Source organism: Bartonella sp. OC68QHHN (assembly GCF_042193875.1).
In the GTDB taxonomy this organism is placed as follows: Bacteria; Pseudomonadota; Alphaproteobacteria; order Rhizobiales; family Rhizobiaceae; genus Bartonella; species Bartonella grahamii_A.
Genome location: NZ_JBHIME010000048.1, coordinates 1 through 7,499 on the forward strand (window position 1 = coordinate 1; position 7,499 = coordinate 7,499).

The window sequence follows — 7,499 nt, forward strand, 5'->3', positions numbered from 1 at the left end:
ATGACCAAGAAGCATCGTAAGGGTCTATCGGTTCGTGCGTTTGCAAAGAAGATGGGTGTTTCACATAATGCGGCTGTTTCTCGGATAAAGACAGGGAAGTTTGATGCGGCTCTTTTTGAAGATGGTTCTGTCAATGAAGCGCTTGCAACAGCTATCTGGAATGAGAATCCAACAAAGCGCCCTATCCCATTTTTAGCGCCTGATGGAAAGGTGCGGACAAAGATTAAACAAGCCTCCACAGATGGAGCCAATGAATACAAGATAAAACTGGAGCGAATGCAAGTTGCGCTAGCAAAAGAAAAGATTGCTCTGGAAAAGTTACGCGAAACAACTGTTGATCGAGAAGAAGTGAGAAAAGAAGCATGGAACTTTGGAAGAGCGCATCGAGATACAATGCTCAATTTTGCCTATCGCTTTGGTACTGAAATTGCGGCGCAAGTGGGATGTGATGCTGCGAGCCTTATTGGAGCTATCGATCATCATATGCGCAAAGCTTTAGTGGAAAATGTCGTCCCTGTTTCTTTTCACGATCCCAACATTTTAGAAGAGAATCCAGAACATGATAAGTGATGTTTCGCCCTCGTCCTCTGGTGCTGGGCTCTTTTTTTACTATGCGAATGAAGGACGCCGTCCTGACCCGCCTTATACTGTTTCCCAGTGGGCTGATAAAAATCGTTATTTGAGCACAGTTACGAGTGCTGAGCCTGGATTATGGAGGACGATACGTACCCCCTATTTACGAGAGATCATGGATAATCTTTCTGTTTATGATCCGACTGAAACAACGGTTGTGATGAAGGGGGCTCAAGTTGGAATGTCGGAAGCAGCGTTGAACTTTTGTGGTTATGCCATTCATCATAGTCCAGGACCTGCCCTTTATGTGATGCCGACAGTTGAGACCGCTAAGAAACTGTCGAAGTCTCGTCTTGATCCGATGATTTCAGCTAGCCCTGCTTTAAGCGAACGCATTGCTCCTGCTCGTGCACGAGACAGTGGAAATACAATGTTTTCAAAGGAATTTTATGGGGGAACATTGATGATTACAGGAGCAAACAGTGCAGCTGGTTTGCGTTCTTCTCCTATTCGCTATTTGGTTTTGGATGAAGTCGATGCTTACCCATTGAATGTCGATAATGAAGGCGATCCTGTAACAATTGCTGAAAAACGAACCTCTGCTTTTATTCAACGTAAAATTTTTAAATTGTCCACGCCGACACACCGTGACACAAGCCGTATAGCCAAGGATTTTATGCTTGGTGATCAGAGATATTACAATGTTCCTTGTGATGCGTGTGGTACGCTACAACCCATTGTTTGGTCACAAATCAAGTGGCAAAAAGGCGCCCCCGAAAAAGCTGTTTTTGTTTGTGCGCATTGTGGTCATGAACATGCCGAACATCGTAAGTCCACCTTAATGGCAGAAGAAAACGGTGCTTGCTGGATCGCAACACAGGAGTCAAGTAAGCCTCGTCTGCGTTCTTACCATATTTCAGCGCTTTATTCGCCATGGCTGACTTGGGGCGATTGTGCGCGCGAATTTTTAAGAGCTAAAGAAGACCCTGCTCTTTTGCAGGTTTTTATTAATACAGTGCTTGGAGAGCCTTGGGAAGATAGAACGGGAGAGGTCATCGATACTGATAGCCTCTATGCAAAACGTGAAGATTATCCCCTTGCACCAGAACAAGCCGTCGTGTTGACAGCGGGCATTGATGTGCAAAATGACCGCTTGGAACTTGAAGTGGTGGGATGGGGGCGCAGTGAAGAAAGCTGGCATATTGATTATCAGGTCATCCTTGGTGATCCGTCTTCTTTTGAAGTGTGGGACCAATTGGATGAGTATCTTACAAGACGCTGGACACATCCAGGCTATAAAGATGGCATCAGGATAACGGCTGCTTGTATTGATACCGGTGGTGGACACACACAGGCGGTTTATAATTATGTGCGCCCGCGTGAGGGACGACGTATCTGGGGGATTAAGGGACAAGCGGGATGGCGTGCAGTATGGCCACGCCGACCAAGCAGAAACAATAAAGGACAGATTAATCTCTATATTGTTGGGGTTGATGCAGCGAAAGATATTATCACGGCACGGTTTAAAAAATCCGGTCCTGAAGCATCAGGTGCTGGTGCAACACACTTTCACAAAAGCCTTGATCGAGAATATTTTGACCAACTGACCGCTGAAAGAAAAGTCATCAAATATTTTAAAGGCTTCAAGCGTATTGAATGGCAAAAAAGCGAAAAGGCAAGAAACGAAGCCTTGGACTGTAGGGTCTATGCTTATGCTGCTTTACAAGNCGGTCCTGAAGCATCAGGTGCTGGTGCAACACACTTTCACAAAAACCTTGATCGAGAATATTTTGACCAGCTAACCGCTGAAAGAAAAGTCATCAAATATTTTAAAGGCTTTAAGCGTATTGAATGGCAAAAAAGCGAAAAGGCAAGAAACGAAGCCTTGGACTGTAGGGTCTATGCTTATGCTGCTTTACAAGGTCTGATTTCGGCAGGAATAAACCTTAATCGAGAAGTCGATATCTTAGAAGAGCGTCTGGAAAAACTTAAAGTTGAAGGCTCTTTAGAGCAGCCAACATCAGAACATGTGCCCTCTCCTTCTCCAAGAAGATCTCAGACAGCACAGCCTCAAAAGAAGCCATTCAGAACAATGATAAATCCTTATATGCGAGGGGATTGGAGGTAATTTGTGGATGAAACTTTAGAACCAATTAACAGCAAAATTGACAGACTGGAAAGTTTAAAAAGGCGGCGTGAACAAATTGAAGAAGCTCTTTATTCAGGTGCACAATCGGTACGCCATGGCGATAAGCAAGTAAGCAACCGCTCTGTTGAGGAACTGCGCAGAGCGCTTGAGATGCTGAACACACAAATAGCCAACCTTGAAGGGCGCAAGCGTTCACGCGTTTTCTATTTTAATATATCACGAGGCTATTAATGGCTGGTTTTTTCAATAAACTCACAGGCTTTTTTAAAATTTCTCGTCAACACAATCCCCATTTTGAAGCTGCAAGTAAAAGCCGTCGCATGGGTGGTTTTGACCCCGCAAAAAAACATATCAATAAAGCGATTGAAGAATGCGGTGATACCATTGTTGCTCGTTCAAGATGGCTTTATGACAATGAATCTCTTTATGGGTCTGCAACAGAAGAATGGGTCTCTGCGGCTGTTAGTGATGGGATTAAACCTTATCCTCGTATTGAAGGTTTTCAAGAAGAAAAGAAAAAGCTTTTAGACTTATGGTGGCAATGGGTTGATGAAGCCGATTATGATGAAGATGCCAATTTTTATGGACTTCAAGCAACCATTGCACGAGAGGTCTTTTTAACCGGAGAATGCTTTGTAAGACTACACTATGTCGACCTTTATGGACGCTCTGGTGTGCCGCTTCAATTACAAGTTTATCCAACCGAAATGCTGGATTTAACTTACAATGGACCTGCTGAGATTGAAGGCAATTACATTCGTATGGGGATTGAATTTAATGCCAGTGGTAAGCGCGTTGCTTATCATTTCTGGGAACATCATCCCTATGATGATGTCCCTGCAAATATGGCATTTGAGAGCCAAGAGCGCGTGCGCGTCCCTGCTGAAATGGTCCTTCACATCAAAGAGCGCCGTATTGCCGGACAATTGCGCGGTTCTCCCAAAATAACGCGCGCTATGACAAAGATCTTTCAACTCGAATCCTATGATGATGCAGAGCTTGAACGAAAAAAAACAGCGGCTCTTTTTGCAGTGTTTATTACAGGGAAGGAATCTCATGAGGCAGAGTTAGAGGATAATCGTGAAAAAACGAAAATTGAACAGAAGGTAGAAAAGAAGATTGAAGAGGTACCCGAAGAGCATCCAATTTACCCTGGCTCAGTTAACGTGGTCGATGGCGAAAAACAAATTACATTTTCAACCCCTGTTGAAGTTGGTGGTTCTTACGAGGCTTTTCAATTTCGCAATATCTTGAAAATTTGTTCTGCTCTTAATATGCCTTATGCCGTTGTGACTGGAGACGTTACGCGCGGCAATTTTTCCAATGTGCGTACCTCTATCATTCAGTTTAGACGGCACGTCAAACAATGGCGTGAACATATCATTGCCTTTCAGTTTAACCGCATTGTTTGGGAGCGTTTTGTTGAAATGGCAGTGCTTGTCAAATGCGTCAATTTGCCAGGGTGGGAAGAAAATCCCTTGCCATGGGTTCAATGTGAAAGCTTTGCGCCTCCGCTTGAAATGATTGATCCAAACAAGGATATCTCAGCGGAAAAAGAAGAAATCCGTGCAGGCTTGAAAACACGACGCATGGCACTTGCCGAGCGCGGCTTTGATATCGACAGCATTCATGCCGAAATGCAAGAAGAACACACAGATGCTCGTGCGCGCGGCTTATCTTTTGACACCGATATGGCGGCACCGGCTGGTAGCAATCAAGTAATTGATCCCGCAGATTCAGAACCTTCTGACACTTATGAAAGCAACCAAGGCAGTGAGGCACATACAAATGGTGAATAATCTCGACATGCCGTTTTTGGTATCACGGCTTTTTGGTGTTCCTCATATGCTTGCCTCGACAAAGCTTGATATCATTCTCAATGCTCTTGCACCACGCCTTTTTGAGGGAGAAAAGTTTGCCATTGGGGCATTTGGACAAGGGGATACAGAAGCTTTAAGACCCCCTGAAACTTATGTAGTACAAAACAATGTTGCTATCCTACCAGTTCATGGCACGCTTGTGCGCCGTGGTGCATGGCTTGGAGCTTTATCGGGGCTAACCTCTTATGAAGGTTTAAGGGCTTCTTTTCGTGAAGCCATGGCACAACCTGATGTTCGTGCTGTCTTACTTGATATTGACAGCGGCGGTGGAGAAGCCGGCGGTGTGTTTGATTTGGTTGAAGAGTTTCAAACACTCTCAAAACAATACAATAAACCCATTTGGGCACATGCCAATGAGATTGCCTGCTCAGCGGCTTATGCCATTGCCTGTTCTGCTTCTCAAATATGGGTTGCTCGCACGAGTGTTGTGGGCTCGATTGGGGTTGTTTGTGCTCATCTTGACCAGTCCCGTGCAGATGAAAAACACGGGCATAAATGGACCTTTGTCTTTGAAGGTGATCACAAAGTTCATGGCAATCCTCATGAACCCTTGAGCGATACAGCACAGATAAAAATGCAAGCCGATTGCGCCCTGCTCTACGAGATGTTTGTCGATTTGGTGGCGCAAAATAGACGCTTAAATGCTGATGCAATTCGTGACACAAAAGCAGAAACTTTTATAGGCACCCAAGCGATCACGCTTGGATTAGCAGATGCGCAAGGCACCCTTGCGCAAGCTTTGGAAGCCTTAACGGATTCCATATCACAAAACCCAACAGCAACAGAAGAAGGACAAAACACATGGCACGCACACAATACCGCGCTGAAGAAGAGGATGACGAAAAGATCGTCGACATCATCAATGACGAGGAAGAGGACGAAGACGAGAGCGACATCGACAAAAACGCCGAAGACTTCGACGATGAAGAAAACGAAGATGAGGATGAAGACAATGAGAACAAGCAGGAAAGTGTAAAAACTGCTCTGGAAAAGGAAAGAAAACGTGCCGAGGCACTGACAAACCTTGAAAGGCAAGCAAAGCGTCTAGGTGTTTCTTTTGATGCCGCAAAAGCCATTAAAAGCGGCATCAATGTTGAGAAAGCACGCCAATGTGTGTTGACGGCTGCTAGCTCTCAAAGCGCGTCTTTAAAAGTCTCGCCTTATACCCCTCATAGTGATGGGACGAGCAAGGCAAAGATTCACGCAAAATGGGAAGCAGCTTGGAGGGCAGTGAAGTGACGAATATTATTTATGACGACGTACGCAATGGCGCTTATCTTGGACCCTATGACCCCGATATGTCAAACGAAGAAGTGGTGTTTGCATCAGGAGCATTCATTGAAGCGGGAACTGTCATGGGGAAAATTACAGCATCAGAAAAATACATCCCCCTTAATCCAGCAGCATCAGATGGCAGTCAAACACCGGCAGGGATTTCTTTTGCCACTGTTGATGCATCTGAAGCAGATCAGCGCGCCGTGATTACAACACGCTTATGCACTGTAAAAGCTTCTGAACTGCTATGGCCAGATGCCATCACAGACGAGCAGAAGAAAGCAGCCATTCAGTCTTTAGAAGACAAGAACAACATTCTGTTGCGATAGGAGAATGCGCACATGGATATGAATTTTTTTAAACATGATGCTTTCTCAAGCATCACAATGATGAAAGCCATCGAAAACTATGAGTTTCAACCGGGTCTTGTGAGCTCTCTTAATCTTTTTGAGGAAGTTGAAACCAGCACCACAGTGGTTGGTATTGAACGGCGTGATAATACATTTTCGCTTATTCAAACCAGTGAACGTGGCGCACCTTTAGCAGAAGGTGATAGAGAGGGTCGTAATCTTCGGTTTTTCAAAACAACACGGATTGCCAAAAGTGATACCGTAAAATCAGAAGAAATCCAAAACCGTCGTGAATTTGGCGCAGAAGATCAGTTAGAGACAGCAATGAAATATATTGCCAGAAAACAAAAGAAACTGATTTCTGAAATCGAATTGACATGGGAAAATATGCAGCTTGGCGCTGTTCAAGGGGTTGTCCTTGATGCTGATGGCTCCGTAATTGTCGATTGGTACAAGGAATGGGAAATCACACCACCAAAGCCTATTGACTTTAAACTAAATACAGAAACAACCAATGTTGCTGACAATGTTGACCAAGTCATTATGAGGATGATTGAAGCTTCAAAAGGAGCGTTTTCTGATCGTTCACGCATTATTGGGCTTTGTGGAAATGAATTCTTTTCCAAATTGAAAAACCATAAAACAATTCGTGAGACCTATTTAAACACAGCCTTAGCACAGACACTCAATAGCGCCGGAGGTGTTGCAACACCAAGTTCGATTGGCTCTGGGAGCTTTGGTAGTTTTGACTTTGCAGGCGTAACTTTCATTAATTACCGGAGTATCCACAACTATAATGTGAGTGCGAAGGCTGGAACAAAGCGCGCCATAGGCATTAAGCCTGATGAATGTCAATTCTTTCCTGTTAATGCGCCTGGTGTCTTCCAAAAAACCTTTTCCCCTGGTGAAAGCTTGGATTTTGCCAACACGGTTGGAAGACCTCTCTACACCATGTTGATCGTTGATCACGACCGTAATGCATGGGTAAAACCGGAGGTCTATAGCTATCCGCTTTACATCTGTACACGCCCTGAAATGCTGTTTAAAGCCGTGATTGGAGCAAAATAACATGCGATGGAACGGGCTGCTAAACCAAATGGTTAAAGATGTGCGCAACACTTTTGGGCAGCCCATCATCTACACGCGAAAGGACAACCAGCAATCTTTTCGTATCACAGCAATTTACGGCATCAAACATTCGGAATCGGAGGCTGGAGGCAGAATCCCCACCACAATTGCAAGAAAGGAACTTGATCTTTGTATCAATGATAT

At 44.5% G+C, this 7,499-nt stretch carries 7 protein-coding genes and 1 pseudogene; all 8 read left to right on the forward strand.

The features are described 5' to 3' along the window. Nucleotides 1-570: hypothetical protein (locus ACFIJ0_RS06120; protein WP_375624116.1), on the forward strand; the 570-nt coding region annotated here is incomplete at its 5' end. Beyond that, nucleotides 560-2,701: a phage terminase large subunit family protein gene (locus ACFIJ0_RS06125; RefSeq protein WP_375645262.1), complete on the forward strand. Its 2,142-nt coding sequence runs from the start codon at nucleotides 560-562 to the stop codon at nucleotides 2,699-2,701. The genes ACFIJ0_RS06120 and ACFIJ0_RS06125, both read left to right, overlap by 11 nt. Nucleotides 2,702-2,704: 3 nt before the next feature. Next, a complete protein-coding gene (locus tag ACFIJ0_RS06130; RefSeq protein ID WP_375624120.1) occupies nucleotides 2,705-2,953 on the forward strand; it encodes a phage head-tail joining protein in 249 nt (82 codons plus the stop codon). Next, entirely contained in the window at nucleotides 2,953-4,521 is a 1,569-nt protein-coding gene (locus tag ACFIJ0_RS06135; protein WP_375643914.1) for a phage portal protein, read from the forward strand. Before ACFIJ0_RS06130 ends, ACFIJ0_RS06135 begins: the two co-directional genes overlap by 1 nt. Continuing rightward, on the forward strand, nucleotides 4,511-5,578 hold the full coding sequence (locus ACFIJ0_RS06140) for a S49 family peptidase (RefSeq protein WP_375643915.1): 1,068 nt from the start codon (nucleotides 4,511-4,513) through the stop codon (nucleotides 5,576-5,578). Before ACFIJ0_RS06135 ends, ACFIJ0_RS06140 begins: the two co-directional genes overlap by 11 nt. 259 nt (nucleotides 5,579-5,837) lie before the next feature. Then, on the forward strand, nucleotides 5,838-6,206 hold the full coding sequence (locus tag ACFIJ0_RS06145; RefSeq protein WP_375643918.1) for a head decoration protein: 369 nt from the start codon (nucleotides 5,838-5,840) through the stop codon (nucleotides 6,204-6,206). Nucleotides 6,207-6,218: 12 nt separating this feature from the next. Continuing rightward, the gene (locus tag ACFIJ0_RS06150; protein WP_375643916.1) at nucleotides 6,219-7,295 is read left to right on the forward strand and encodes a major capsid protein; all 1,077 of its coding nucleotides are present in this window, start codon (nucleotides 6,219-6,221) and stop codon (nucleotides 7,293-7,295) included. Between the two features lies 1 nt (nucleotide 7,296). Then, nucleotides 7,297-7,499, forward strand: a pseudogene (locus ACFIJ0_RS06155) (hypothetical protein); the annotation flags it as partial.

What these genes read in the sequence shown, in the direction of transcription:
- ACFIJ0_RS06135 (WP_375643914.1), top strand. Translation starts at nt 2,953, where the DNA reads ATGGCTGGTTTTTTCAATAAACTCACAGGCTTTTTTAAAATTTCTCGT.
- ACFIJ0_RS06140 (WP_375643915.1), top strand. Translation starts at nt 4,511, where the DNA reads ATGGTGAATAATCTCGACATGCCGTTTTTGGTATCACGGCTTTTTGGT.
- ACFIJ0_RS06150 (WP_375643916.1), top strand. Translation starts at nt 6,219, where the DNA reads ATGGATATGAATTTTTTTAAACATGATGCTTTCTCAAGCATCACAATG.